The sequence below is a fragment of the Exiguobacterium sp. s5 genome (genome assembly GCF_018618075.1).
GTDB lineage: Bacteria > Bacillota > Bacilli > Exiguobacteriales > Exiguobacteriaceae > Exiguobacterium > Exiguobacterium mexicanum_A.
The window spans coordinates 89847-114388 of the sequence record NZ_JACSLK010000002.1 but is presented as its reverse complement, the minus strand read 5'-3'; the positions used below and the strand labels follow the sequence as shown (position 1 = coordinate 114388).

Below are 24542 nucleotides of genomic sequence, written 5' to 3'. Positions count from 1 at the left end.
ACCCTTTTACTGAGAGGGTCCCTCTTTCATACAATCAGGAGGATAGAGTATGTTTAAATGGGTGAATCCTAAAACGAAGACCGAGGCGGAACTGAGCATCCCCGAACACGTCGCCATCATTATGGACGGCAACGGCCGTTGGGCGAAAAAGCGTGGACTCCCTCGCATCATGGGTCACCGGGAAGGGATGAAATCGGTCCGGGAAGCGGTTCGCACCGCCCAAGAACTCGGGATCCGTTCGTTGACGCTCTATGCGTTCTCGACGGAGAACTGGACGCGTCCGGAAGAAGAAGTCAACTTCTTGATGAAATTGCCGAAACAATTTTTAGAGACGGACTTAAAAGAACTGGACGAACAAAACGTTCGCGTCCTCGTCGCAGGTGATGTGTCAAAATTACCGCGCGGCACGCGGGATGCAGTCGATGAGGCTCGTACGCGCACGGCGACGAACACAGGTCTGGATCTCGTCTTTGCCTTAAACTATGGTGGCCGCGACGAGCTCGTACAAGCGATGCGCCATATCGCCAGCGATGTAGCGGCAGGGAAGATCCAACCGGACGACATCGATGACGCCATGATCGGACATCGTCTCATGACAAATATGCAAGACGTCGATTTGATTATCCGGACGAGCGGGGAACAGCGTCTCTCGAACTTCTTGCTCTGGCAAGGGGCGTACGCTGAACTCCATTTCACAGACGTGTTATGGCCTGAGTTCAAACGAGACCACTTCGTCGAGGCAATCGAAGCGTATAACGCGCGGACGCGCCGGTTTGGTGGGGTGTGACATGAAGACTCGAATTATTACCGGTCTTTGGGCCGGTGCCATTTTTGTCAGCTTGATCGCCCTCGGGGGCAGTCCGTTCGTCATCTTGATGGGTGTGCTCGCCTTGATTGGACTGAGCGAGTTCACGATGATGCGCAATCACAAGTTGACGGCGTTTCCGTTCCTTGTGACGTCGCTCCTTGTAGCCTTCCCGTTCGTATTGATGTTGCTTGAGCGACAGCTTGTCATGGGCGAGATGCCGATGTCGACGAATCAATGGATGGTGCTCGGTTTAATGCTCCTCCTGTTTTGGACGGTCGTCACAAAAAACCGTTTCACGTATGAAGACGCGAGTTTTTATTTTGTATCTGCTGTCTATCTCGTCATCGGTTTCTCTAGTTTTGCGCTCGTCCGTCTTTCGGAGGATGGGCTCGTCAAAGTACTTCTCGTCCTGTTCATGATTTGGGCGACCGACTCGGGTGCTTACTTCACGGGCAAAGCAATCGGTAAGACAAAACTGTGGCCCTCAATCAGTCCGAACAAGACGATTGAAGGGGCGGTCGGTGGGATCATCTCGTCTATCGTCGTCGGTCTCGTCTACGTCCTCGTCGAACCGGTGTTGCCGATTCTCGAAGTATTGGTGCTCGCGGTCGTCGTATCCGTCGTCGGGCAACTCGGGGACTTGGTGCAGTCGGCGTATAAACGTCAATTCAACGTAAAAGATTCGGGTCATCTGTTACCGGGACACGGTGGCATTTTGGACCGCTTTGATAGTATGATCGCGGTATTCACCGTCATCTGGGTATTTAATTTGTTATAAAGGAGTGTCAAGATGAAGCGAATCAGCTTAATCGGGGCGACTGGTTCGATTGGCGTACAGACATGTGACGTCATCGAACAGCACCCCGACTTGTTTGAACTTGAGGCCTATGCCTTCGGAACGAATGTAGATGTGGCCGAGGAATGGATCAACCGCCTGCGGCCGAAATACGTGTCCGCCAAAGACATCGAAGTGCTCGAACAACTCAAACCACGACTTACATACGAACCACTCTTTTTTATCGGACTTGAAGGGTTGATCGAATGTGCGACCGCAGAGCGGGCTGACATCGTCGTCACAGCCGTCGTCGGGGCTGTCGGTCTTGAGCCGACGCTCGCTGCCATCGAGGCAGGTAAAGACATCGCTTTGGCGAACAAGGAGACGCTCGTCACGGCGGGCCATCTCGTCACGGCAGCCGTCAAGAAGCATGGGGTCAGCCTGCTTCCAGTCGATAGTGAACATTCGGCCATCTATCAATGTTTGAACGGTGAACGCCGAGAGGACGTCTCGAAAATCATCTTAACGGCATCAGGCGGGAGTTTCCGTGACAAGTCGCGGGATGAATTAGACGGCGTGACCGTCGCAGAGGCGCTCGCACATCCAAACTGGTCGATGGGGGCGAAAATCACGATCGATTCGGCGACGATGTTCAATAAAGGACTCGAAGTCATCGAAGCGCACTGGTTGTTCGATATCGATTATAATGATATTGAAGTGGTGCTTCATCGTGAGTCCATCATCCACTCGATGGTCGAATTCAAAGATGCCGCCGTCATGGCGCAGCTTGGAAATCCGGATATGCGGGGACCGATCCTCTATGCGCTCTCAGGTCCGAAACGTCTTGAAATCGACGGGAACAAGCGGTTAAACTTGAGAGAAATCGGAACGCTTCACTTCGCAGAAGCCGACTTGACGCGTTATCCGGCCTTACGCCTCGCGTATGAGGCCGGGCGCGCCGGTGGTTCGATGCCGACGGTGCTTAATGCGGCCAACGAGGCGGCTGTCGAGCTGTTCTTGAACGGGGAGATCGCTTTCCTCGATATCGAACGCATCGTTGAACAAGCGATGGAGACACATACGGTAATTGCAGAACCGACGCTCGAACAGATCCTTCAAGTCGACCGAGCGGTTCGAGAACAAATTCAGCAAGGAAAGTGAAGGTGGGGAATAGACAATGACGACTTTTATCGCCATCGTTTTGATGTTTGGGGTACTCATATCGGTTCATGAATGGGGACACCTCGTCATGGCGAAACGGGCAGGGATTCTCTGTCATGAATTTGCAATCGGGTTTGGACCGAAAATCCTCTCGTTCAGAAAGAATGAGACGCTGTATACGATTCGCTTATTGCCAATCGGTGGGTATGTCAAAATGGCAGGAGAAGATTTTGAGCCGATCGAAGTGAAAGCCGGTCAACACGTCGGGTTACGCCTGACGAACGCCGGCACGGTCGATCGTGTCTACTTCCAGCCGGACCAGGCAAAAGACGTGCACATCGTCGGGACGGTCGACAAGTTCGATTCGATTCGCGAATTGAAGATCCAGTTACTCGTCGATGATGAGGTCCGTGTCTATTCACTTGAACGGGACACGCTTCTCGTCGACCAAGGTATGGAAATTCAAATTGCCCCATACGACCGCACGTTCGGAGCTCAATCGGTATGGAAACGTGTGCTCGCGATTGCAGCCGGCCCAGCGATGAACTTCGTCCTTGCCTTCATCTTGCTTGTCATCGTCGGTCTCGTCCAAGGGACGCCAACGGACGATGGACGAATCGGTACGGTGCAGCCAGATTCGGCTGCAGATCAAGCAGGTCTCATGGCGGGAGATGAAATTGTCTCCATCGAAGGCGAGACGATTGATGACTGGCTCGACCTTCGGACTGTGCTTGCCGACCGGGCTGACACGCCAACCGAAGTGACGTATATTCGAGATAATGCAGAACAAACGGTGACGCTCACGCCGCAAGCGGTCGAACAAAACGGCGAGACGGTCGGGATATTGGGCGTGACGAACGCGCTCGAGCGTTCACCGACGAAAGCCTTCACGACTGGGGCTGAGACGACGTGGACGATGTCGACGCTCATCTTTTCCGCGGTCGGTGATTTGGTTACCGGTCAAGTCGGCGTCGACCAATTGGCCGGACCGGTCGGGATTGTCCGCATGACCGATGAAGTGGCGGCGAGCGGGCTCATCATGCTCCTCAACTGGACGGCACTTTTATCAGTCAACTTGGCCATCTTTAACTTGTTGCCGCTCCCGGCACTCGATGGAGGACGACTCATCTTCCTCTTGTTCGAAGCGGTGCGCGGACGGCCGATCGATCCGAAAAAGGAAGGATTCGTCCACTTTATCGGGTTCGCTTTGCTCATGCTCCTCATGTTGATCGTCACGTGGAATGATATTCAATCATTCTTTAAATAATAAAAGTAAGATCTAATCGGGTTATAGAAGGGAAACGTTGATACCTATGAAACAATCGAGACTGTTCATGCCTACGCTTAGAGAAGTGCCGGCCGACGCAGAAGCCGTCAGCCATCAACTCCTCGTCCGCGGGGGCTTCATGCGCCAAAACGCCGCTGGAATTTATTCGTATCTTCCACTCGGCCACCGCGTGTTACAAAAGATTCAAACGATCATCCGCGAAGAGATGAACCGGGCCGGTGCCCAAGAATTGCTCATGCCAGCGATTCAACCGGCGGAACTGTGGGAAGAGACGGGTCGCTGGGGTATTTATGGTCCTGAACTTATGCGATTGACCGATCGTCACGATCGTCGCTTCGCCCTCGGTGCGACGCACGAGGAACTCATCACGTCGATCGTGCGCGATGAACTCAACTCCTACAAAAAGTTACCGGTCAACTTGTATCAGATTCAAACGAAATATCGCGACGAGCGTCGTCCACGTTTCGGACTGCTCCGGGGTCGTGAGTTCTTGATGAAAGATTCGTATTCGTTCCACGCCACACAAGATGACTTGGACGACGAATACAAGAACATGTATAACGCCTATTCCAACATCTTTGACCGCATCGGTTTAAAATATCGCCCGGTCGTAGCTGACTCGGGTGCCATCGGCGGGAAAGACACGCACGAATTCCAAGCGCTTGCCGATATCGGGGAAGACACGATCGTCTATACGGACACGTCGAACTACGCCGCCAATATCGAGATGGCAGAAACGCTCGACCGCTATGACATGCAAGCGGCCGAAGTGCTTGCCCTCGACAAGGTCGACACGAAAGACAATAAGACGATTGAAGATGTGGCGCGCTTCTTGAACGTCGACACGAAGACGACGATCAAGTCGGTCCTCTTCAACGTCGATGGCGAGACGGTCATGGCCATCGTTCGAGGTGATCACGAGGCGAACGACGTCAAAGTGAAGAACGCCCTCGGCGGACTCGACATCCAAATGGAAGAAGAAGCGACGATCATCGACTTGTTCGGCTGTGAGCCGGGCACGCTCGGACCGATTCATGCACCGGTCAAAGTCGTGGCCGATTACGCCGTCAAATATTTGGTCGACGCGGTATGTGGCGCCAACGAGGCGAACACCCATTATACGCACGTCAACGCCGAACGCGACTTGTCGCATTTGACGTATCATGACCTCCGTTTCGTCGTCGAAGGCGACATGGCACCTGACGAGTCGGGTCCGGTCCGCTTCGCTCGCGGGATTGAAGTCGGGCAAGTGTTCAAGCTCGGCACGCGCTATTCAGAAGCGATGGGTGCGACGTTCTTGAACGAAGAAGGTCGGGCCGAACCGCTCATTATGGGTTGCTACGGCATCGGCGTCTCACGCACATTGTCGGCCGTCATCGAGCAACATCATGACGATCGCGGTATCGTTTGGCCGAAGAGCGTCGCTCCGTTCGATGTGCACTTGATTGCCATCAACACGAAAGACGAAGCGCAAGTCGAACTCGCGAACCGTTTATACGATGAGCTGTCATCGACGTACGATGTGTTGTATGATGACCGTAAAGAACGGGCTGGCGTCAAATTCGCCGATGCTGATTTGATCGGTCTTCCGATTCGTATCAACGTCGGGAAAAAAGCGAGCGAAGGTATCGTCGAAGTGAAAGTACGTGCCACTGGCGAAGTCCTTGAGACGACGGTAGATGAGTTGCCACGTGTGATCACGGCGCAACTGAACGAGGCAAAATGATCGATGAAGGTGACGGTTTCTTGCCGTCACCTTCATTTTTCGACATCGAATGATAAAAGGGGGGACTTCTTACCCGTGGAAGCTAATCAAAAAATGCAATTGCTCTTGACCGATCTCGGCATCACAACCGAGACGGAACAATTCGACGATGCGGAATTGACGCGACTTGTCGTCAACAAGCAGCGCCGGACGTGGACGTTTTATTTCCAGTTGCAGCGCGTGTTACCGTACGAGGTGTATCAACTGTTCATGAGCCGAATCGAGAGCCGGTACGCGACGTTCGCTGACGAGGTGTACGCGCGTTTCACGACGACCTCAGGCGGTGCCGAACAGGATTATATCGACTATTGGCCGCGTATCGTCAGTGAACTCAGCCAAGTGTCGGGTGCGATGCGCAGTTATTTCGCATCGGTCTCACCACGCTTTGAGCAGAACAAATTGCTCATCCCGGTGCGCTCGGCCCCTGAGGCGAACTATGTCGATAAAGAGTTATGTCAAGAAGTCCAAGCGCTCTATAGCGCCTACGGCTTTATGAAGAAACCTTGCCAAGCGCTGTTCTCGGAGAATGAAGAAGCAAACCAAGCGCTCCGTGAACAAGTCGTGCAAGAAGATTTGGAACAAGCGAAGCTCGCGCTCGCAGCGCAATTCGCGAAGGCGACCGAGACGAACGACGAACCGGTCACCGAGGTACGGATGGGCGCCTTGATCAAAGACGAGATCGTCCCGATTAAGACGATCATCGAAGAAGAACGACGCGTCGCCATCCGTGGCCTCGTCTTCTCGGCCGAACGGAAAGAACTGAAGAGCGGGAAGAAACTGTTCACGTTCAAGATGACGGACTATACCGATTCACTCATCGTCAAAGTGTTCGCACGCGATGACGATGATGACCGGATGCTCAGCGCCGTCAAAAAAGGCATGTGGATTCAAGCGGCTGGCCGGGTCGAGGATGACAGCTTCATGCGCGAACTGTGCATGATGGCATCGCAACTGCAAGAAGTGAAAGTCGAACCGGCCCGTGACGAGTGGGCCGGTGAGAAACGCGTCGAATTACACGCGCATACGCAAATGAGCCAGATGGACGCGGTCACGAACGTGTCGGCGCTCGTCGCCCGGGCGGCCAAATGGGGCCATCGCGCCATCGCTATCACGGATCACGCCGGCGTCCAGTCGTTCCCGGAAGCCTATTACGCTGGGAAAAAGAATGACATCAAAGTGCTGTTCGGGGTCGAGGCGAACGTCGTCAATGACGGCGTGCCTGTCGCGTATCACCCGACCGATGTCCCGCTCGATGATGCGACATATGTCGTCTTCGACGTCGAGACGACCGGACTTTCGGCCGTCTACAACAAAATCATCGAACTCGCCGGTGTCAAAATTAAAGACGGTGAAATCATCGACCGGTTCGAGGCGTTCGCCGATCCGAAACATCCGCTCTCGGCTACGACGATCGAGCTGACGGGCATCACGGACGACATGGTCCATGGCCAGCCCGATCCCGAAGTCATCGCCAAACAGTTCGTCGACTGGTGCGGGGACGGCATCCTCGTCGCCCATAACGCATCGTTCGATATGGGCTTCTTAGAAGCGACGCTTCGGAGCGGGGGGCACGAGCCGGATGACTATCCCGTCATCGACACGCTCGAACTCGCCCGGACGATTTTACCGACGCTCAAAAACCACCGCCTCAACACGCTCGCGAAGCGATTCGATATCGAGTTGACCCAGCATCACCGGGCCATCTATGATGCGGAGGCGACGGCGTACTTGCTCATGAAACTGCTCGAACTCGCCAAACAGATGTTTGAGATGCAGACGCATCGCTCACTGAACGCGAAAGTCGGAAGCGACGTCTCGAAAATCCGTCCGTTCCATGCGACGATTTATGCGAAAACGAAAAAACCGGGACTTCGTCACTTATACGAACTAATCTCGTTGTCCCACATCGATTACTTGTTCCGGATGGCACGCATGCCGCGCTCGGAAATCGTGAAGCGCCGTGAAGGACTTCTCATCGGTTCGGCGTGTGACAACGGTGAAATTTTTGACGCCGCCCTGAACAAGTCAGACGAAGAGCTTGAGAAGATGATGGCGTTCTACGACTTCATCGAGATTCATCCCCCGGCGCTCTATATGCATTTGATTGATAAAGAGATCGTCGCCAACGAGCTCGAGTTACGGGAAATCATCAAGCGGATCATTCGCGTCGCCGGACAGGCCGGCCTGCCGGTATGTGCGACCGGAAACGTTCATTACCTTGACCGGACAGACCGCTCGTACCGAGAGATCTTGATTCGGACGCAAGGTGGTGCCAACTTCATCAACACGCGGAAAGAACTCCCGCACGCCCATTTCCGGACGACGAAAGAGATGATGGAAGAGTTCAAGTTCCTCGGGGACGAACTCGCCCGCGAAATCGTCATCACGAACCCGAATGCGATCGCCGATCAAATCGAGTCGATTCAAATCATTCCGGACGATTTGTACACGCCGAAAATTGAAGGCGCAGACGATGAGGTCCGGAACATGAGTTACGACATGGCCCGTTCGATTTACGGGGAAGAACTGCCGGAAATCGTCGAGGCCCGGCTCGAGAAAGAGCTGAAATCGATTATCGGACATGGCTTTGCGGTCATCTATTTGATTTCGCATAAGCTCGTCAAGAAATCGCTCGACGACGGCTATCTCGTCGGTTCACGTGGTTCGGTCGGCTCGAGTTTCGTTGCGACGATGACCGAAATCACCGAGGTCAACCCGTTGCCGCCGCATTACGTCTGTCCGAAGTGCCAACACTCGCACTTCTTCAATGACGGTTCGGTCGGGTCCGGGTATGACTTGCCGGACAAACAATGCCCGGAGTGCGGGACCTGGTATACGAAAGACGGTCACGATATCCCGTTCGAGACGTTCCTCGGTTTCAAAGGGGACAAGGTCCCTGATATCGACTTGAACTTCTCGGGTGAATATCAACCACACGCCCACGCCTATACGAAAGTATTGTTCGGTGAAGAGTATGTGTATCGTGCCGGTACAATCGGGACGATTGCCGATAAGACGGCGTATGGATATGTGAAAGGTTATGCGACCGAGAACGATAAGATTTATCGGAACGCCGAAGTCGATCGGCTCGTCTCGGGCGTCACCGGCGTCAAACGGACGTCGGGACAACACCCGGGGGGAATCATCGTCGTCCCGGATTATATGGACATCGCCGAAATTTCGCCGATCCAATATCCGGCCGATGATAAGTCATCCGAGTGGAAAACGACCCACTTCGACTTCCACTCGATTCACGACAACTTGCTCAAACTCGATATTCTCGGTCACGATGACCCGACCGCCATCCGCATGTTGCAAGATTTATCGGGTATTGATCCGAAGACGATCCCGACGGACGACCCGACCGTCATGAAAATTTTCTCGTCTCCGGACGTGCTCGGGGTCACACCGGAGCAAATCGAATCGAAGACGGGAACGCTCGGCATTCCGGAATTCGGGACGAAGTTCGTCCGCCAAATGCTCGAGGAGACGAAACCGTCGACATTCTCTGAGCTCGTCCAAATCTCGGGACTGTCTCACGGGACCGACGTCTGGATTGGGAACGCCAACGAGCTCATCTATAACGGGACGTGCGAACTGAAAGACGTGATCGGTTGTCGTGATGACATCATGGTCTACTTGATTTATGCGGGCCTCGAACCGTCATTCGCCTTCAAAATCATGGAGTCGGTACGGAAAGGGAAAGGCTTGTCGGAAGACATGGAAACGGAGATGCGGGCCAACGACGTCCCGGAATGGTACATCTCGTCTTGTAAGAAAATCAAGTACATGTTCCCGAAAGCCCACGCCACGGCGTACGTGCTCATGGCCGTCCGGATCGCCTACTTCAAAGTGCATCATCCGATTTTGTATTACGCGACGTACTTCACGGTCCGGGCCGGAGACTTCGACTTGTCGGCGATGATCAAAGGATCACAGGCCGTGCGCAAGGCGATGTCGGATATCCGTGAAAAAGGGTTCGAAGCCACGGCGAAAGACAAAGGGCTTCACACCGTGCTCGAACTTGCGCTCGAGATGTTAGAGCGCGGCATGAAGTTCCAAAACATTGATTTGTATCGCTCGAGCGCGACCGAGTTCTTGATTGAAGGCAACACGCTCATTCCACCGTTCAATGCGGTCGATGGCCTCGGAACGAACGCGGCGAAAGCCATTGTCGAGGCGCGCGCCGAAGGCCAGTTTCTATCGAAAGAGGATTTGCGCAAACGGGCTAAATTATCGAAGACGATTGTCGAGACGCTCGATACGATGAAATGTCTCGAAGGCCTCCCGGATGAGAACCAACTCTCGTTCTTTGATTTTGGGGTGTAAGTTGCGAAAAACCGGGAAAATATGATATATTGGTATCGAACAATGTTGGATACTACGACGGAAAGGAGTAGGGAACCCTACTCCTTTCTTGTATGTAAAAGCCAGAAGGAGGGATGAGAGTGTCCAAAATAACAGAAGTCGTCGAAGCGATCGCGTTGCCGATCGTGGAGCGTGAGAACATGGAATTGGTCGATGTCGAATTCGTGAAAGAAGGGCCAGATTGGTTCTTGCGCGTCTATATCGACAAGCCGGGGGGCGTCGATTTAGATGATTGCGTCAACATCAACGAACAACTCTCGGAAAAACTAAACGATAGCGATCCGATCGAACAAGCCTATTATCTTGACGTCTCGAGTCCCGGTGCCGAGCGACCACTGAAAAAGCCGACCGACTTTGAACGTGCGATTGGGAAGAACGTCTATATCAAGACGTTTGCCCCGATTGAAGGTGCCAAAGAGTTCGAAGGCATTTTGACGGAATATGACGGCGAGACTGCCGTCGTCGAGACGCGCATCAAGACAAGAAAAAAAGCGATATCGCTACCGGTAGACAAAATTGCACAAGCCCGCCTAGCGGTCACGTTTAGTTAAGGAGAGGTAAAGATGGGGCCACAATTACTCACAACAATCGAACAGATTGCTAACGAAAAAGGAATCGAGAAAGAGATTATCATCGATGCGCTCGAGCAGGCGCTCATTTCGGCATATCGTCGAAACGTCGCCAACCCGAATGAAAACGTAAAAGTTGAATTCGACCAAGTGACTGGTGATATTCGTGTCTTCGCACTTCTCGAAGTCGTTGAACGTCTCTCGCATCCGGAGCAACAATTGTCGCTCGAAGAAGCGCATGAGATTGACCCGAACTACGAGTTAGGGGACTTCCATAAAGAAGAAGTCACACCGAGCGACTTCGGTCGCGTCGCGGCGATGACAGCCAAACAAGTCGTCACGCAAAAGATGCGGGAAGCCGAGCGCGAGCGCATTTATAACCACTTCGTCGATAAAGAAGACGAGATCATGACGGGGATTGTGGAACGGTTCGACCCACGCAACTTGTATATCGGTCTTGAAAACAATATCGAAGCGGTGCTCACACCGAACGAACAGATGCCGAATGAATCGTACCAGATTCATGACCGTATCAAAGTTTACGTGACGAAAGTCGATTCGACGACGAAAGGTTCTGGCGCAGCCATTCAAGTCTCGCGGACGCATCCAGGTCTGTTGCGTCGTTTGTTCGAGCTCGAAGTGCCAGAAATCGCGAGCGGTACGGTCGATGTTATGTCGGTCTCACGTGAAGCGGGTGATCGTTCGAAGATTGCCGTCCATTCAGACATCGTCGATCCAGTCGGCGCTTGTGTCGGTCCGAAAGGGCAACGTGTCCAAACGATCGTCGATGAGCTCAACGGTGAGAAAATCGATATCGTTCGTTGGTCGAACGATCCGAAAGAGTTCGTGAAAAACGCACTCAGCCCGGCTCAAGTCGTTGACGTGTACGTCAATGAACCGAATAAGTCGACGACGGTCGTCGTGCCAGACTATCAATTGTCACTCGCCATCGGGAAGCGTGGTCAAAACGCCCGTCTTGCCGCTAAATTGACGGGATGGAAAATTGATATCAAGAGCGAGACGGATGCAGAAGGCATGGACTTGTATGATACGTACGCCGAAAAAGTTGAACCGGAGCCAGAAATTGTTCACAATGAAATGGAACAAACTGACTCGGTTGACGTCGCCCTCGAGCCGACAACGGTGAAAGAAGAGGAATGACCATGAAGCAAAAGAAACTTCCTTTGCGCAAATGTGTGGTCACGCAAGAAATGTTACCGAAACAAGCGTTGATTCGTGTCGTTCGGACGCCGGAAGGCGATGTCGTCATCGATACGTCCGGTAAATTGAACGGGCGTGGAGCGTATTTGTCGAAAGATGCGGATGTGATTCGTTTAGCAGAGAAAAAACGGACACTCGATCATCATTTAAAAGTCAAGACGAGTGACACGCTTTATGAGCAGCTGCTTCAAGCTGTTGCAGGAGCCGAATCATGAGTCAGTGGGAATCATTGTTAGGCCTCGCCGCACGGGCGAGGAAAGTAACGATGGGAGAAGAGTTTGTGTTGAAGGATGTGCGAGCTGGCCGAGCCAAACTCGTCATCCTTGCCGGAGACGCTGGAGCGTCTACGAGAAAACGGGTTACCGACAAATGTACATCGTATGGTGTTCCATTGATTGAAGTGAGCGACCGATATACGATCGGGGCTGCTTTAGGTAAAGACATGCGAGTCGTCGTGTCTGTGACAGAATCCGGATTTGCGAACAAGCTTAAGCAACTTCTCTCTTAACTATTAACGGAGGTGGATGCTTTGGGAAAACGCGTCTATGAATTTGCAAAAGAACAGAATGTAACAAGTAAACAAGTCATTACTCAGCTCGAGAAAATGAACAAGCCAGTGAAAAACCACATGGCTGTCTTAGATGAGGAATCGGTCAAGCAACTCGATCGTGTCTTCAATCCTGAGAAATACCGTTCGGCTGACAAGCAAGAAAAACCAGCTGCAACGAAACCAGCTGCAACGAAGTCTGCCGAGTCAAAACCGGCTGACGCGAAACCTGCTGCCAAGCAAGAAGCACCGAAAGCACGCCCACAAGCGTCTGGCGGTCAAAGCAACCAAGCGGGCAACCGTGGTGGCAACCGCTTCGGCAACAATCGCAACGACAACCGCAACAAGAAACGCGGTGGTAAATTCAAAGGCAAGCCTGCGAAAGCAGCCGTGCCATTGGAAGCGGATCCGAATTCAAAAACGAGTCAACGTAAAGCAGCTCGTTTAGCGCAAGAGTCTGAAATGGGCAACGTCATCAAGTACGATGATGTCCTCAGCGTATCAGACCTCGCTGCGAAGATGGATAAAAAGCCAAACGAGATCATCATGAAGTTGATGGGTCTTGGTGTCATGGCGACGATCAACCAAACGCTTGATGACGAGACGATTGAGTTGCTTGCAACTGAATTCGGTTACGAAGTTGAGAAAGAAGTACTCATCGATGAGACGGACTTTGAAGAAGTGGAAATCGACTTCTCTGAGTACGAGCTTGTTGAGCGTCCTGCTGTCGTCACAATCATGGGTCACGTTGACCATGGTAAGACAACACTTCTTGACTCGATCCGCAACACGAAAGTCGTTGCTGGTGAAGCCGGCGGAATCACGCAGCACATCGGTGCTTATCAAGTTGAAGTCAACGATAAAAAGATCACGTTCCTCGACACACCAGGTCACGCCGCCTTTACGACGATGCGTGCCCGTGGAGCCGAAGTGACAGATATCGCGATTATCGTTGTCGCAGCGGATGACGGCGTGATGCCACAGACAGAAGAAGCCATCTCACATGCGAAAGCGGCAAACGTGCCGATTATCGTCGCCGTGAACAAAATGGATAAAGAAGGCGCAAACCCTGACCGCGTCAAACAAGAATTGACAGAGTTCGGTCTCGTACCGGAAGAGTGGGGCGGCGAAACGATTTTCGTACCGATCTCAGCTTTGAAAGACGAGGGGATCGATGAGTTGCTCGAGATGATCTTACTCGTATCAGAAGTCGAAGAGTACAAGTCGACGCCTGAAATGCCAGCTCGCGGTTCGGTCATCGAAGCGAAGCTCGATAAAGGCCGCGGTCCTGTCGCCACGCTTCTCGTTCAACACGGGACACTCCGGATTGGTGACTCAATCGTCGTCGGCAGCACGTTCGGACGCGTCCGGGCCATGGTCAACGATATCGGTCGTCGTGTGAAAGAAGTCGGTCCATCGACGCCAATCGAGATCACAGGATTGAACGATGTCCCACAAGCCGGGGATCAGTTCATCGTGTTCGAAGATGAGAAAAAAGCACGTGCAATCGGAGAAAAACGTTACCAACGTTACCTCGAATCACAGCGTCGCGAATCGGCTAAAGTTAGTCTTGATGACTTGTTCAGCCGCATTCAAGAAGGCGAAGTCAAAGATTTGAACGTCATCATCAAAGCAGACGTTCAAGGTTCGGCTGAAGCACTCGCTGGTTCACTCCGCAAAATCGACGTCGCAGGCGTTAAAATCAACATCGTCCACCAAGGTGTCGGTGCCATCACAGAAGGTGACGTCATTCTCGCTTCGGCGGCAAATGCGATCATCATCGGATTCAACGTTCGCCCAGATGGTAACGCCCGGTCGATGGCCGAGCAAGAGCATGTTGAAATGCGTCTGCACCGCATCATCTATAACGCGATCGATGAAATCGAGAGCGCGATGAAAGGGATGCTCGACCCTGAGTTCGTTGAAGAAATCACAGGACAAGTTGAAGTCCGTGACGTCTTTAAAGTCTCGAAAGTCGGTACGATTGCCGGCTGTTACGTCACAGAAGGTAAAATCTCACGCGACGCCGGCGTCCGCATCATCCGTAACGGGATTGTTGTGTACGAAGGAAAACTCGATACGCTCCGCCGCTTCAAAGACGACGTCAAAGAAGTCGCGACAGGTTACGAGTGTGGGATTAAAGTAGAGAAGTTCGACGACATCAAAGTGGAGGACGTTATCGAAGCGTTCATCATGAAAGAAGTCGAACGTAAATAAAGCGAGGAGGGAACACGTATGAACATTCGTGCCCAACGCGTCGCAGAGCAGATGCGAAAAGAGATTACAGATATCTTGCTCCGTGAAGTCAACGACCCACGTACGAAGAACGCTACAATTACAAGCGTCGATGTGACGGGAGATTTGCAGCAAGCGACAGCCTACTACACGGTGCTCGGAGACGACGCCGAAGTGAAGGCTGAGACGCAAGCTGGTCTCGATAAGGCGAGCGCATTTATTCGCCGCGAGATCGGGAGCCGCATCCGTCTTCGGAAAACGCCAGAATTGTCGTTCGAATACGATTCATCGGTCGCATATGGTAGCCATATCGATTCATTGATTCGTGACTTAAATCGGAACGACCAATAAATTGAAGGGGGGACTCGCGTCTCCCCTTTTTTGATGGGAGGAATCCAGATGGAACCAACAGGTGTATTGATTTTAGATAAAGACAGCGGCATGACGAGCCACGACTGCGTGTTCAAGCTCCGTAAATTGTTCCAAACGAAGAAAGTCGGTCATACCGGCACGCTCGACCCCGAAGTGACCGGTGTCCTGCCGATTTGTCTCGGCCGGGCGACAAAGCTGTCACGTTTTCTGACCGATGAAGGCAAACGGTACGCCGCCGAGATTACAATCGGGACGGCGACGATGACCGAGGATGCCCATGGCGAGGTCGTCGAGACGCGCGAAGTCGGTCCGGAGGCGTTCACTGCTGCAGACATCGATCGCGTTCTCGAGACGTTGACAGGAAAAATCGAGCAAATCCCACCGTACTTCTCTGCCGTCAAAGTGAACGGCAAGAAATTGTACGAATACGCCCGGAAAGGTCAGACGGTGGAACGACCGCGCCGCATCGTCGAGATTCATCGCATCGTCCGGACGAATGACCCGGTCATCGAAGACGGTGTCTGCCGTTTTCGTGTCGACGTCGAGTGTGGCAAAGGCACATTCATCCGGACGCTCGCCGTCCAAATCGGGGAGTGTCTCGGCTATCCGGCCCATATGAGCGACCTGCGGCGGACGCGGTCTGGTTCTTTCGAGGAGACGGCCGCTGTCACGTTGCAACAACTCGCCGACCTCGAGACGGTCGAGGAACGCATGAACCACCTCATCCCGCTCGAAGAGGTCATCAAACGTTGGCCTGCCATGACGATTCCGGCCAATCGGGAGCGGTATATTCGAAACGGGGGACGTTTGAACGACGTCTCGCTCGAATTTGAACTGTTTACTGTCTATAATGAAGAAGGAATTCCACTTGCCCTCTATCGACGGCTTGACGGAACAACAGACGCAAATGTCGAGGTCATGTTGACCATCGACTAAAGGGGAGATTGAAGTATGGAAACGATCCATCTGACGTATCCTGAGACACCAGACCTGGTCCCTTCGGTCATGGTGCTCGGATTTTTCGACGGCGTCCACACCGGACATCAGGCCGTGATTCGGCATGCACAGGCGCAAGCGAAACAGCTCGATGTACCCGTGACCGTAATCACGTTCGACCCGCACCCGAAACAAGTGCTCTCAAACAAACCGGATGCGGTCCGTTATATCACACCGCTCCAGCGGAAATTGAACCGAATTGCCGGACTCGGTGTCGAACGGTGTATCGTCATCACGTTCACGAAAGAGTTGGCGAGCCTGTCACCGCAACAATTCGTGGATGACTATTTGATCGGTGCCGGTGCGGTCCACGTGACGGCAGGTTTTGACTACTCGTACGGTAAATTTGGCGAAGGGACGATGGAGACGCTGCCGTATCATGCGCGCGGTCGCTTCACGACCTCGGTCGTCGCCGAACAGACGAGCGGCGGCGAAAAAGTGTCGTCGACGCGGATTCGTCAATTGCTCGGTGCCGGTGACGTCGATGTGGCGAGCGAGTTGCTCGGTACGCCGTACGTCATCTGCGGGGAAGTCATCCACGGCGACGCCCGTGGCCGGACGATCGGTTACCCGACAGCGAACGTCGTCATGGACGCATCGTATGTCATGCCGCGTCTCGGTGTCTACGCGACGCGTGTACGGCTTCAGGACGGCCGGACGTTCGATGCGATGACGAACGTCGGGCGGCGGCCGACGTTTTATGCGACCGGGGACGTCTCGATCGAGAGCCACTTGTTCGATTTCTCAGAGGATCTATACGGGCAACTGATCGAGATCGAATGGATGCATTACTTGCGTGACGAGCGGGCGTTCGACGGACTCGACGCACTCATCGCTCAACTCAAGCAAGATGAGACAGCCGCCCGGGCAATCCTGTCTTGACTTTGAATGGGTGGTACGGTATCCTAATTTGGTACGCAAAGTACACCGCTTCGCTTGGCTGGACGATTCACCAACGACGGCTCGGCAACGCGGCAATTTTCTATTAAATGGAGGTGGAGAGGCAATGGCACTCTCAAAAGAACGTAAAAACGAAATCATCGCGGAATACGCGACAAAACAAGGTGACACTGGTTCACCGGAAGTTCAAGTTGCAGTATTGACTGAACAAATCAACACTTTGAACGATCATCTTCGTACACACAAGAAAGACCACCACTCACGTCGCGGTCTTTTGAAAATGGTTGGACGTCGCCGTAACTTGCTTACGTACCTTCGTAACAAGGACGTTACACGTTACCGTGAATTGATTCAACGCCTTGGTCTCCGTCGTTAATCCGAACGGACCATGTGACGGACTGGGACACTTGTTCCTAGTCCGTTTCTTCTTTTTTGGGAGGAAAATCATTAGACATTCATATGAATGAGTTACATAATAAACTAGATAAGGTTTGAGAGGAGAATGTTCATGTTAGGTACGAAACAAGTCTTTTCTACTGAATGGGGCGGTCGTCCGCTATCTGTAGAAGTCGGGCAACTTGCGAAACAAGCAAACGGCTCGGCACTCGTCCGTTATGGGGACACGGTCGTGCTCGCCACGGTCACAGCATCGAAAGCGCCGAAGGATTTAGATTTCTTCCCGCTCACGGTCAACTATGAAGAAAAATTATACTCGGTCGGTAAAATCCCAGGAGGTTTCCTCCGTCGGGAAGGACGTCCTGGAGAGAACGCGATTTTGACATCACGTCTCATCGACCGTCCGATCCGTCCGCTTTTCCCTGACGGATTCCGTCACGATATTCAAGTCATGATCTACGTCATGTCGAACGATCCAGACTGCTCGGCTGAAATGGCCGGTATGCTTGGAACGTCGATCGCACTCTCGATTTCGGACATCCCGTTCGACGGGCCGATCGCCGGAGCGACAGTCGGACGTGTCAACGGTGAGTTCGTCGTCAACCCGACGACAGCTCAACTCGAACAGACGGACCTTGAGCTCCAAGTCGCCGGAACAGCAACTGCGATCAACATGGTTGAAGCAGGCGCGAACGAAGTACCGGAAGACGTCATGCTCGAGTCAATCTTGTTCGGTCACGAAGAGATCAAGAAATTGGTCGCGTTCCAAACAGAGATTGTCGAAGCTGTCGGGAAACCGAAGTTCGAATATACGGTATCGAAGTTTGATGACGCTTTGACGGCTGAGCTCGAAGCAGCACGTCCAGAAATCAACGCCGCGGTTCAAGTCGAAGAGAAGCATGCACGTGACGCAGCAATCAACGAAGTGATTGCCAAATACGTAGCTGCATACGAAGAATCACTCGCTGACGAACCGGCCAAGTTGAAAGAAGTATCTGGCATCTTGAACAAGTTCGTCAAAGACGAAGTCCGCCGTTTGATCACGGTCGACAAAGTTCGTCCGGACGGTCGTCGCCCGGAAGTCATCCGCCCGCTCGCATCAGAAACGGGCTTGTTGCCACGCGCCCATGGCGTTGGGTTGTTCACACGTGGACAAACACAAGTCATGTCGGTCGCGACACTCGGCGTCATCGGAGATGCGCAAATCATCGACGGCATCGGGTTAGAAGAGAACAAGCGCTTCATGCACCACTATAACTTCCCGCCGTTCTCGGTCGGAGAAGCTCGTCCGGTGCGTGCGCCAGGTCGTCGTGAAATCGGTCACGGTGCCCTCGGAGAACGTGCACTTCTTCCAATCATCCCGAAAGAAGCCGACTTCCCGTACACGATTCGTCTCGTCTCGGAAGTACTCGAGTCGAACGGTTCGAGTTCACAGGCGTCAATCTGTGGTTCGACACTCGCCCTCATGGACGCAGGTGTGCCGATCAAGGCACCAGTTGCCGGGATCGCAATGGGTCTCATCATGGAAGGCGAACACTATACGGTCCTCACTGACATCCAAGGTCTCGAAGATCATCTCGGAGACATGGACTTCAAAGTAGCAGGAACGAAAGACGGGATCACGGCGCTCCAAATGGATATCAAAATTGCCGGGATCACGCGTGAGATCTTGGAAGAGGCACTCGAACAAGCACGTTCAGGCCGTCTCCATATCTTGAACCATATGCTTGAGACGCTCGACGCACCGCGTCCGCAGTTGTCGAAGTATGCACCGAAAATCGTGACGATGACGATCAATCCGGACAAGATCCGCGACGTGATCGGACCGGGCGGGAAGATGATCAACAGCATCATCGACCAAACGGGTGTCAAAATCGATATCGAGCAAGACGGTACAGTCTTCATCGCGTCGACCGATCAAGAAGGTATCGACATGGCGATGGCGCTCATCGGCGACATCGTCCGCGAAGTCGTCGTCGGCGAAGAGTTCGATGCGACGGTTCGTCGTATTGAGAAATTCGGCGCTTTCGTTGAGTTGTTCAAAGGCAAGGACGCGCTCGTCCACGTCTCTGAGTTCAGTCTTGATCGCGTCGCGAACGTCGAAGACGTCGTTAAACTCGGTGATACAATTAAAGTCCGCGTAACGGAAATCGATGACAAAGGCCGAGTCAATGCCTCGCACAAAGTGCTCATCCTTGAAGGATTGTCACCGGAAGAACGCGAAGCATACGAAGCGAAACGTAAAGCGCAGCGCGAGAGCCGTCCACCACGTGACAGCCGTCCGCCGCGTCGTGACGGAGACCGTCGTCCGCCACGCCCGACAAACTAATCATGATGGCCATCGTCTGGTGCGATGGCCTTTTTCATAGGAGTGATAACATGGAATGGATCACATTAGACAACGGCGTCCGCATCGTGATTGAACCGATGGCGGATGTCCGCAGCACGTCGACCGGTGTCTTTATTAAAGCCGGCACTCGGACCGAAGACATGACCGAGATCGGCATCAGCCACTTGATTGAACATATGTTATTCAAAGGAACAAAGACGAGAACGGCAAAAGAGATCGCGTCGTTCTTTGATGAACTTGGCGGAAGCGTGAACGCGTTCACGTCAAAAGATCATACGTGCTATTACGTGAAGACGCTTGACGAGCACGCGGTCATCGCCTTCGACGCGCTCGCCGACATGCTATTCGATTCGTTGTTTGATGAGACGGAGCTCGAGAAAGAAAAGCGGGTCGTCTTAGAAGAGATTAAAATGTATGAGGACACCCCGGAAGATCTCGTCCACGAGCTGCTCGCGAAAGCCGTCTATAAGGACGACATCCTCGCCGAACCGATTCTCGGGACGGAAGCGAGCGTCCTCGGACTATCTCGGGAGCAATTGCTCCGCTACGTCGCTTCGACGTATACAGGCAACCGTGTCGTCGTCTCAATCGCCGGCCACGTGCCGCAAGAGTTGGTCGAGGCGGTCACGAGAAGGTTTGCCGACCTTCCATCAGGGGAATCACCGAAAGAATCGACGACGCCGATCTTGTATAGCGACGTGGTGAAGAAACAGAAAGAGACGGAGCAAGCGCACCTGTGTTGGAACTTCGAGGCGATTGCCGCCAAAGACGATCGATTGCCGCATTTGGCCTTGTTGAACAATGCGATCGGGGCGACGATGTCGTCACGGCTGTTCCAATCGATTCGAGAAGAGGAAGGCCTCGCTTACTCGATCTACTCGTACTATACGACGTTCGACGACCACGGGACGTTCACCATTTATATCGGAACGTCACCAGAAACGCTCGCGCAAGTCGAGACGATCATGACGCGTGAGCTCGAAACGTTAAAAGCGGATGGGCTGTCCGATGAGGAAGTCGAGAAAGGGAAACGACAACTGAAAGGGTCGCTCGTCCTTGGGAACGAGAGCACGAGCGCACGGATGAACCGCAACGGGCGCAACCTCGTCCTGCTCGATGAAGTCGAGGAGTTGAACGAAGTGCTCGACAAAGTTGATCGCATTGAAACGCGTGACGTCAACACCCTCATCAATGAGGTGCTCGGCCACGCCCCTGCCAAATCATATGTCCTTCCGTCCGAAGACTGACTTGAAACCGAATTGTAAGTTCTCTACACTGATTAAGAGGTATTCTTTACTTTGGACAGGAACAGGTGAAAGAAGGGAAAGACTTGAACTTAACGGATTTAGCTAACCACATACAATTGATTAATCAACCAAACCTACAAGGAATCACGGTGACCCATGTGACGACCGACTCGCGTGAAGTCGTCCCAGGGACGCTGTTCGTCGCCATTAAAGGCTATACGGTCGACGGTCACGACTACGCTGATTTAGCAGTCACTAAAGGCGCAGTCGCCGTCGTCAGTGAACGGCCACTCTCTTTGAGTGTGCCGAACTTGATCGTGCGTGACAGCACGCGTACGGTCGGTCTATTGGCGTCCGCGTTCTATCAATATCCGTCTGAGCAGATGCGTCTGTTCGGGATCACGGGAACGAACGGCAAGACGACGACGACGACCATTTTACGTGATGTTCTCACCGAGCTCGGACATAGCACCGGCTTGATCGGCACGGTCGAGGTACGCATTAACGATACGGTCGTCCCGAGCAAAAACACGACACCGCAAAGCTCTGAGCTGCAACAGTTGCTCGCCCGGATGCACGAAGAAGGCGTCACCGATGTGATGATGGAAGTGTCATCGCACGGACTCGAACTCGGTCGCGTCATCGGCACGGACTTCGATATCGTCGGCTTCACGAACTTGACGCATGACCATCTCGATTTCCATGGTACGTTCGAGAACTATGCGCGGGCGAAAGGCTTATTGTTCGCTCAACTCGGACAGATGGCGTCGCGTCACAAAGTTGCCGTGTTGAACGCGGATGATTCGTACAGCAAGCTGTACGAGACGATGACGGGCGCCCGAGTGATCACGTATGCAATCGACGAGATGGCCGATGTGACGGCATCAGATATCGTTCAGACGCTGTCAGAGACGAGTTTTAGCCTCAACTACCAAGGGGAGAGTCATCCGTTGACCGTTCAATTCATCGGCCGGTTCAACGTGTACAACATCTTGCTCGCGACCGGGTGTTTGATCGCTGCCGGCTATCGTTTGCCCGAGATCGTCCAGGCACTCGAGTCGATTCATCCTGCCAAAGGGCGGATGCAACGTCTCGACGTACCAGGGTATAACGTCTATGCGGACTATGCGCATACACCGGACGGCATCGAGCAATGCTTGAAATCACTCGTCGGTGTCCCGAAAGAGAAGATTGTGTTCTTGATCGGTACAGGCGGGAACCGTGACGTTACGAAGCGGCCGACGATGGGAGAGATGGCCTCGAAATATGCGGGGACGGTCGTCATCACGACGGATGACCCGCGTTTTGAAGCGTACGACTCGATCACGAGCGGAATCGCCGCCGGGATGACCCACGACAATTTCGTCGAGATTGGGGACCGGGAAGAGGCTGTCCGTTATGCGGCTCGGTTGGCCGAACCGGACAATATCGTCGTCTTGGCCGGAAAAGGGCATGAGAAATATCAAATCATCGGTAATGAGAAAATTCCGCTAGATGAAGAAGCAATCGTCCGAGCGACAATTTTGAAGACGGAGGAAATATGATTTATGGCAGTACAACCGATCACCTTGACAGAGAAAGAGCATGACGATTTCGTCAAAACACACGACCGTGGGGACTTGCTTCAGCTTTCGAGTTGGGCCGACGTCAAACGACAAAACGGCTGGTTTGCCGAGCGGGTCGCCGTCGCGAACGATGGGGTGACGAGCGGGGTGGCGTTACTCTTATTCAAACGTGTACCGAAGCTCCCATTCACACTCTGCTATGCGCCACGCGGCTTCGTCGTCGACTATGACGACGTGGCTTCTTTACGGGCATTGACCGAGGAGGCGAAGCGGGTCGCCAAGGCGAACAAAGCGATCGTCGTGAAAATCGATCCGAATATCGATCGAGATGAAGTGCCAGGTCTATTGACCGAGATGGCGAGTCTCGGCTTCGCCCATAAAGGATACGGCGGTGGGTTTGATTACGCCCAACCGCGGTTCACGATGGAGACGGATTTACGCCCGAGCGAGAAAGACATCTTCGGCAAATTCCATCATAAATTCCGCTATAACGTTCGCTTGGCCGAACGGAAAGGGATCGTCTGCACGGAAGTCGGGCGCGACGGGCTTAAGACGTTCGCCGATTTGATGAAAGTGACGGGCGAGCGTGACGGTTTTGCCATTCGTGGACTTGACTATTTCGAGAACCTATACGATTGTCTGCAACCTGATGACGCCCGTTTGTTTTTGACGAAACTCGAGCCGAAACTCGCACTCGACCAACAGATGGCCACGCTCGAAAAAGCGGAGCGTGACCTTGGGAAAATCGAACGGTCACTCGAGACGGAAACGGTCGAGAAGAAACGGACGAGCTTGTTGAACCGTCAAAAGCAGACACGTGAGCAAATCGAGAAGATTCAAGCCGCGTTACCTGAACTGACGGAGTTACACGAGAAATACCCGAACGGTCTCGTTTTGTCGGGCGGTCTGTTGACGCTTGCCGGACGACGCTCGTATTATCTGTACGGGGCATCCTCGAACGAGTTTCGTGAGTTTATGCCGAACCACCTCATGCAATGGACGATGATGCAAGCAGCCAAGGCGAGCGGGGCCGAACGCTACGATTTCGGTGGCGTATCGGGTAGCACGGAGCCTGATGACGAGTATGCAGGGCTTTATGCGTTCAAGTCGGGCTGGGGAAGCGATTTGATCGAGAAAGTCGGCGAGTTCGACCTCGTCTTGAATCGTCCGCTCTATTTCGCCCTCGAGACGGGATTACCGCTCGTCAAAGGACTCCGTAAACGGTTGCGCCGATGAAATGGACCGGCGTTTTGACGTTCGCGATGACGGCGTTTTTAGTCGGAATCTTTTTAGCGTACACGTTGTCACGTCCGGGCCCGATGCCATGGGTCGATGAACCGACATTTGAAGCGGGAATGTGTGAACGCAACCCGCGCTCGGAAGATGTCGTCGTCGAGCGGAGTGAACAGGCGTTCGCGAAGCTTCATCCGCACGTCCGCGAACGGAGCGAATCGTTCGTGCGCCTGGCCTACTCTTGCCTCGGCCTCGAGGTCCGTCTGACGTCGGGGTATCGGTCGGCCGATGAGCAGAACGCGCTCTATGCCCAAGGGCGCTCGAAACCGGGACAAGTCGTGACGAACGCCAAGGCGGGACAAAGTTACCATAACTATGGGCTCGCCGTCGATTTCGTCATCATCCACAATAACCGTGCCGATTACAATCTCGAGTCGGACCACAACCGATCGGACGAACCCGATTGGCAAGAGTTAGGAGAACTCGGCAAAGCACTCGGCTTCGAATGGGGCGGGGATTGGAGAAGTTTTCCGGATTACCCGCATTTACAAATGGACTTCGGCTTGTCGATTCGCCAACTCGCTTCCGGGAAACGTCCGGACGACAAAGCGACGATGCCACTCGCCGATGTGATGAAACCTCTCGTCAATTGAACGGAAATGTTGGCATATCAGCAGTTTTCCGATACAATATTCAGTAGCGATAAGTGGACGAAACAGAATATGCAACATCTAGGAGGTTTTTGT

At 53.2% G+C, this 24542-nt stretch carries 20 protein-coding genes; all 20 read left to right on the top strand.

All coding sequences use genetic code 11. The annotated features are described in order from the left end of the window. Nucleotides 1–49: 49 nt before the first annotated feature. Nucleotides 50–787: an undecaprenyl pyrophosphate synthase gene (locus KNP60_RS04640; protein ID WP_214797019.1), complete on the top strand. Its 738-nt coding sequence runs from the start codon at nt 50–52 to the stop codon at nt 785–787. Between the two features lies 1 nt (nt 788). Beyond that, the gene (locus KNP60_RS04635; protein WP_034777254.1) at nt 789–1586 is read left to right on the top strand and encodes a phosphatidate cytidylyltransferase; all 798 of its coding nucleotides are present in this window, start codon (nt 789–791) and stop codon (nt 1584–1586) included. 12 nt (nt 1587–1598) lie between these two features. Next, on the top strand, nt 1599–2744 hold the full coding sequence (dxr, locus tag KNP60_RS04630) for a 1-deoxy-D-xylulose-5-phosphate reductoisomerase (RefSeq protein ID WP_034777257.1): 1146 nt from the start codon (nt 1599–1601) through the stop codon (nt 2742–2744). Between the two features lie 16 nt (nt 2745–2760). Beyond that, nucleotides 2761–4011, top strand: a complete 1251-nt coding sequence (gene rseP / locus KNP60_RS04625; protein WP_034777270.1) for an RIP metalloprotease RseP — start codon at nt 2761–2763, stop codon at nt 4009–4011. Nucleotides 4012–4057: 46 nt separating this feature from the next. After that, nucleotides 4058–5758, top strand: a complete 1701-nt coding sequence (locus tag KNP60_RS04620; RefSeq protein ID WP_034777271.1) for a proline--tRNA ligase — start codon at nt 4058–4060, stop codon at nt 5756–5758. A 75-nt stretch (nt 5759–5833) separates the two neighbouring features. Next, the gene (locus KNP60_RS04615; protein WP_034777272.1) at nt 5834–10126 is read left to right on the top strand and encodes a PolC-type DNA polymerase III; all 4293 of its coding nucleotides are present in this window, start codon (nt 5834–5836) and stop codon (nt 10124–10126) included. Nucleotides 10127–10245: 119 nt separating this feature from the next. Then, on the top strand, nt 10246–10716 hold the full coding sequence (gene rimP / locus KNP60_RS04610) for a ribosome maturation factor RimP (RefSeq protein WP_034777274.1): 471 nt from the start codon (nt 10246–10248) through the stop codon (nt 10714–10716). A 12-nt stretch (nt 10717–10728) separates the two neighbouring features. Then, nucleotides 10729–11895, top strand: a complete 1167-nt coding sequence (nusA, locus tag KNP60_RS04605) for a transcription termination factor NusA (RefSeq protein WP_034777276.1) — start codon at nt 10729–10731, stop codon at nt 11893–11895. After that, nucleotides 11892–12170 (top strand): RNase P modulator RnpM, encoded by a 279-nt coding sequence (gene rnpM, locus KNP60_RS04600; RefSeq protein WP_200881481.1) that lies wholly within the window; start codon nt 11892–11894, stop codon nt 12168–12170. The genes nusA and rnpM overlap by 4 nt, the downstream gene beginning before the upstream one ends. Beyond that, nucleotides 12167–12463, top strand: coding sequence for a YlxQ family RNA-binding protein (locus tag KNP60_RS04595; RefSeq protein ID WP_021067159.1), 297 nt, complete (start codon nt 12167–12169; stop codon nt 12461–12463). Before rnpM ends, KNP60_RS04595 begins: the two co-directional genes overlap by 4 nt. 21 nt (nt 12464–12484) lie before the next feature. Next, nucleotides 12485–14719 carry a translation initiation factor IF-2 gene (infB, locus tag KNP60_RS04590; protein ID WP_034777280.1) on the top strand — a complete coding sequence of 745 codons (2235 nt, stop codon included), beginning with the start codon at nt 12485–12487 and terminating at the stop codon, nt 14717–14719. Nucleotides 14720–14737: 18 nt separating this feature from the next. Then, on the top strand, nt 14738–15088 hold the full coding sequence (rbfA, locus tag KNP60_RS04585) for a 30S ribosome-binding factor RbfA (RefSeq protein WP_034777282.1): 351 nt from the start codon (nt 14738–14740) through the stop codon (nt 15086–15088). Between the two features lie 48 nt (nt 15089–15136). Then, a complete protein-coding gene (truB, locus tag KNP60_RS04580; protein WP_034777284.1) occupies nt 15137–16045 on the top strand; it encodes a tRNA pseudouridine(55) synthase TruB in 909 nt (302 codons plus the stop codon). A 15-nt stretch (nt 16046–16060) separates the two neighbouring features. After that, the gene (locus tag KNP60_RS04575) at nt 16061–16987 is read left to right on the top strand and encodes a bifunctional riboflavin kinase/FAD synthetase (RefSeq protein WP_034777286.1); all 927 of its coding nucleotides are present in this window, start codon (nt 16061–16063) and stop codon (nt 16985–16987) included. Between the two features lie 124 nt (nt 16988–17111). Further along, complete coding sequence (gene rpsO / locus KNP60_RS04570) at nt 17112–17381, top strand: 30S ribosomal protein S15 (protein ID WP_015881433.1); 270 nt, start codon at nt 17112–17114, stop codon at nt 17379–17381. Between the two features lie 132 nt (nt 17382–17513). After that, complete coding sequence (pnp, locus tag KNP60_RS04565; RefSeq protein WP_034777287.1) at nt 17514–19730, top strand: polyribonucleotide nucleotidyltransferase; 2217 nt, start codon at nt 17514–17516, stop codon at nt 19728–19730. A 50-nt stretch (nt 19731–19780) separates the two neighbouring features. Then, nucleotides 19781–20998 (top strand): M16 family metallopeptidase, encoded by a 1218-nt coding sequence (locus KNP60_RS04560; protein ID WP_214797018.1) that lies wholly within the window; start codon nt 19781–19783, stop codon nt 20996–20998. Nucleotides 20999–21081: 83 nt separating this feature from the next. Continuing rightward, complete coding sequence (locus KNP60_RS04555) at nt 21082–22542, top strand: UDP-N-acetylmuramoyl-L-alanyl-D-glutamate--2,6-diaminopimelate ligase (protein ID WP_034779828.1); 1461 nt, start codon at nt 21082–21084, stop codon at nt 22540–22542. Nucleotides 22543–22545: 3 nt separating this feature from the next. Further along, nucleotides 22546–23799: a lipid II:glycine glycyltransferase FemX gene (locus tag KNP60_RS04550; RefSeq protein WP_034777290.1), complete on the top strand. Its 1254-nt coding sequence runs from the start codon at nt 22546–22548 to the stop codon at nt 23797–23799. Beyond that, nucleotides 23796–24449, top strand: a complete 654-nt coding sequence (locus KNP60_RS04545) for a M15 family metallopeptidase (protein WP_034777291.1) — start codon at nt 23796–23798, stop codon at nt 24447–24449. The genes KNP60_RS04550 and KNP60_RS04545 overlap by 4 nt, the downstream gene beginning before the upstream one ends. The last annotated feature ends 93 nt before the right edge of the window (nt 24450–24542 follow it).

Excerpts from the sequence above, each read along its gene's own strand:
- KNP60_RS04640 (WP_214797019.1), top strand. The coding sequence starts at position 50 with ATGTTTAAATGGGTGAATCCTAAAACGAAGACCGAGGCGGAACTGAGC.
- KNP60_RS04635 (WP_034777254.1), top strand. The coding sequence starts at position 789 with ATGAAGACTCGAATTATTACCGGTCTTTGGGCCGGTGCCATTTTTGTC.
- dxr (WP_034777257.1), top strand. The coding sequence starts at position 1,599 with ATGAAGCGAATCAGCTTAATCGGGGCGACTGGTTCGATTGGCGTACAG.
- rseP (WP_034777270.1), top strand. The coding sequence starts at position 2,761 with ATGACGACTTTTATCGCCATCGTTTTGATGTTTGGGGTACTCATATCG.
- KNP60_RS04620 (WP_034777271.1), top strand. The coding sequence starts at position 4,058 with ATGAAACAATCGAGACTGTTCATGCCTACGCTTAGAGAAGTGCCGGCC.
- nusA (WP_034777276.1), top strand. The coding sequence starts at position 10,729 with ATGGGGCCACAATTACTCACAACAATCGAACAGATTGCTAACGAAAAA.
- rnpM (WP_200881481.1), top strand. The coding sequence starts at position 11,892 with ATGACCATGAAGCAAAAGAAACTTCCTTTGCGCAAATGTGTGGTCACG.
- KNP60_RS04595 (WP_021067159.1), top strand. The coding sequence starts at position 12,167 with ATGAGTCAGTGGGAATCATTGTTAGGCCTCGCCGCACGGGCGAGGAAA.
- rbfA (WP_034777282.1), top strand. The coding sequence starts at position 14,738 with ATGAACATTCGTGCCCAACGCGTCGCAGAGCAGATGCGAAAAGAGATT.
- truB (WP_034777284.1), top strand. The coding sequence starts at position 15,137 with ATGGAACCAACAGGTGTATTGATTTTAGATAAAGACAGCGGCATGACG.
- KNP60_RS04575 (WP_034777286.1), top strand. The coding sequence starts at position 16,061 with ATGGAAACGATCCATCTGACGTATCCTGAGACACCAGACCTGGTCCCT.
- rpsO (WP_015881433.1), top strand. The coding sequence starts at position 17,112 with ATGGCACTCTCAAAAGAACGTAAAAACGAAATCATCGCGGAATACGCG.
- pnp (WP_034777287.1), top strand. The coding sequence starts at position 17,514 with ATGTTAGGTACGAAACAAGTCTTTTCTACTGAATGGGGCGGTCGTCCG.
- KNP60_RS04560 (WP_214797018.1), top strand. The coding sequence starts at position 19,781 with ATGGAATGGATCACATTAGACAACGGCGTCCGCATCGTGATTGAACCG.
- KNP60_RS04550 (WP_034777290.1), top strand. The coding sequence starts at position 22,546 with ATGGCAGTACAACCGATCACCTTGACAGAGAAAGAGCATGACGATTTC.
- KNP60_RS04545 (WP_034777291.1), top strand. The coding sequence starts at position 23,796 with ATGAAATGGACCGGCGTTTTGACGTTCGCGATGACGGCGTTTTTAGTC.